2 protein-coding genes and 1 pseudogene are annotated in these 3,138 nt (G+C 40.9%); 1 reads left to right on the top strand and 2 read right to left on the bottom strand.

Features of this window, described 5'->3' with window-relative positions:
* Positions 1–984 (bottom strand): M42 family metallopeptidase (locus PX481_RS10185; protein WP_288094532.1); only part of this gene is annotated, 984 nt, incomplete at its 3' end.
* A gap of 114 nt (positions 985–1,098) precedes the next feature.
* Positions 1,099–2,436 (bottom strand): helix-hairpin-helix domain-containing protein, encoded by a 1,338-nt coding sequence (locus tag PX481_RS10180; protein ID WP_002758537.1) that lies wholly within the window; start codon positions 2,434–2,436, stop codon positions 1,099–1,101.
* A gap of 248 nt (positions 2,437–2,684) precedes the next feature.
* Here PX481_RS10180 and PX481_RS10175 point away from each other — a divergent pair.
* Positions 2,685–3,035 (top strand): annotated as a pseudogene (locus PX481_RS10175) (helix-turn-helix domain-containing protein); the annotation flags it as partial.
* Positions 3,036–3,138: the final 103 nt, after the last annotated feature.

Below are 3,138 nucleotides of genomic sequence, written 5' to 3'. Positions count from 1 at the left end.
TCCTAGATGGGCGATTTCATAACCGTGGGTGTTTTGGGTGGGAAAACCTAGGCAAGCGGCCTTAGCTATATGACCGAATTTCATGGCGATGGAGGCATCGCTACCAAAACCACTAATAATAGCTAATTGCAGGGGTATTCCCGCTTTTTCGGCTGCAATTCGTAATTCTTGATTTAATTGCTCATCATAGATACCGTAACCATCCTGAGACAATAAAACAGGACTGCTGCCATCCTTAATCGGATATTCAGGAGCGAGAGGACAGATTTCTAGGGCAATTAAAGCATCTAAGCGGTTATTTGCCGTGAAAAATAAGGCCCCTAAGGCTCCCACCTCCTCCTTGGCTGAGGCAACCAAATATATATCCACTGCGGGGTTAATGATTCTGGCCGCTAATGCCAAAAGAATCGCCACGGAAGCTTTATTATCGAGGGTATAACTGGCAATGTAGTCTTTTAGTCGAAAGGGTTGTTTTCGGTGTTTTCCCACCACGACTCGACTACCGACGCGCACTCCGCAAGCTTCTAATTCTTCCGGAGTCAATTTCGTCTCTATCCATGCGGATTCCCAGGTGACGGGAGTGTTTTCCTGCTGCACTTTTTGCGGGGATTCATGGGAAATATGACGGGAACCAAAGGAGAGAATCCCCGATCTGGTTTCTTGATCACCGATAATATCCACCACTCCCTCTCCGTAAATCCAAGGAAAAGCTCCCCCGAGTCGGCGAATTTGCAGAGTACCATCGGGATTAATTGCCTTGATCATAGCACCAATTTCGTCTTTATGACCAGTAATAGCAATTTTTTTGGTCGAATCCCGTCCTTTAATCTTTCCGATGACATTTCCCGCTTGATCTTGCCATGTTTCTAATCCTAACTCTTGAAAGCGTTCTAGTAAAAAGCGATCGATTTCCGTTTCCATCCCACTAGGAGAATGATGGAGGACAAGAGTGGCAATAGTGTCAAAGAGGTGATCAAAATCCATATTTGTCTTGATTTGTGGGTCGAAAGAGAATTATTATCGAAACCGGAAATCGAAAAGGTTTTACAGGAACAATATTGGCGCAGCCATGGCTCTTGGGTGATTGCCAGTTAGCATTTAATGATTAATCAGAGGTGCAGAATTAGCCAGAAAACCCGCAACTTTCAGAGACTCTAGCACCGAATTGTCATCCTCTACCCAATAGTTTTGTCCTAAACGCACAAATTGACGCTGAGTTCCCGCACCAATGGTGGCAATAACGGGAACTTTTGCCTTTTGTTTGTCTCCCGATTGCAGAATACTTTTGAGAAGATTTTGACGATTTTGGTTGACGACATCTTGCAGCGATAAATTAACCATCACCATTTTAATGGTTTCGATCGGTTCCGCATCTTCGATAATTAATTGTACCCGATCATCTCGGCGATCAACTTTTCCCCACACCATTAAAGTTGCTTCCTCCACTAATAATTTTTGCAGACGTTCGTAGGTATCAGAAAACACCACCGCTTCCGATTGTCCCGAGGCATCTTCTAGGGTTAAAAATGCCATCGGAGTCCCTTTTTTGGTCATAATTTTCTTAACGGCATTTAATAAGACAATTGCACTAACTTTTTTTCTGGTTTTGTGTTCTTCTAAGTCAGCTAAATTGATAGGAGATAGGACTTGAGCGGCTCTTTGTAAAGCTTTTAAAGGATGTTCGGAAACATAAAAACCTAAATGTTCTTTTTCCAGTTTTAACTTTTCCTGTAGGGAAAAATCTTCTACTGCGGTGGCACTGGGAGACTGTTCAAACTCGGATTCTTGTTTATTTTCTGTGTTACCTCCTAGCATATCAAAAATATTCATTTGACCACTTTCTTTCTCTTTGGTGCGTTTTTGCGCCCAAGCAACTACTAATTCTAAATCTTCAATTAATTGATGGCGATTAGGTTGAATTTTATCAAAAGCACCACAATAAATTAGCGTTTCTAAAGCTCTTTTGTTGACCAATCGCAAATCAACACGTTCGCAAAAATCCCCTAAGGAAGTAAACTTTCCTCCTGTTGCTTCCCGGGCTTTTAAAATAGCCTCGATCGCATTTTCGCCCAGATTTCTAACTGCGGACAAACCAAAGAGAATTTTGCGTCCAATCGGGGTAAAATGTTTTTGCGATCGATTGATGTCGGGAGGTTCGACATCGATATTCATTTTCTGACAGTTTTCTCGATACTTTTCCACCTTATCCTGATTATCGCTACTAGCAGTTAGTAACGCTGTCATATATTCCACAGGATAATTAGCTTTTAAATAAGCGGTTTGATAGGTGACGTAAGCATAAGCGGTAGAGTGAGATTTATTAAAACAATTGGAAGCAATTAACCCGTTGCCCAGCAAAAAATTATGATCTTTCTCCACACCAATATCGTAAACGGGTTTTCTTCCCAAGGATTGACGACCGATAATTTTAACCATATTAGTAACCCAACTCTCCAGAGATTTTGGCAACGGTGCTAATAGAAATATAGCATTTCTTTGCTCAATCAGGCTCCCCAGGACAAAAAAATTACCAGATTAATAACTAAAGTGTATATTTTACCTACAATAGGTTAGGATCAAATTAAACAACATCATCGAAAATTTTGGTCTGAAACCCCGCCATTTCAGGTGGGCTTTAATTTAAATACTAGCGCATTTACACTATATATGCTAGAATGTGAGGCATGGAGAAAGCCTATTAGTTTCGATTTTACCCAACACCCGAACAAGAGTCGCTATTGCGGCACACCTTGGGCTGTGTAAGATTAGTTGACAATAAAGCTCTCTATGTCAGAACACAAGCTGGGTATGAAAGACAAGAAAGAGTAGGATACAGTCAAACTTCTTCAATGTTAACCGAGGAGAAAAAACAAGAAGAATTAGACTTCTTGAATGAGGTTAGCTGTAGTCCTTGGCCACAAGGTTTAAGACACCTATAAACAGCTTTTACTAATTTCTTTGCTGGTGGTACTAAATTTGGTTGGTTCTTCGTTACTTGGTATGGTTCGATAGGGGGGCATAAATCGACTAAATCCTTATCTGGCAAGAGACTTAATTGATTAGTTCGCTCTAGATAAGAAATAATTGACAAAAATCGCTAAATGCCTTTCTATATAAGGGTTACATCCCTTATAACCC

It is taken from the genome of Microcystis sp. M53603_WE2, from assembly GCF_030065435.1.
The sequence above is the reverse complement of the archived record's forward strand: the minus strand, read 5'-3'. Positions and strand labels throughout refer to the sequence as shown.

Bases quoted from the DNA above. Each gene is read 5' to 3' on its own strand.
- PX481_RS10180 (WP_002758537.1), bottom strand. From the start codon at position 2,436: ATGGTTAAAATTATCGGTCGTCAATCCTTGGGAAGAAAACCCGTTTAC.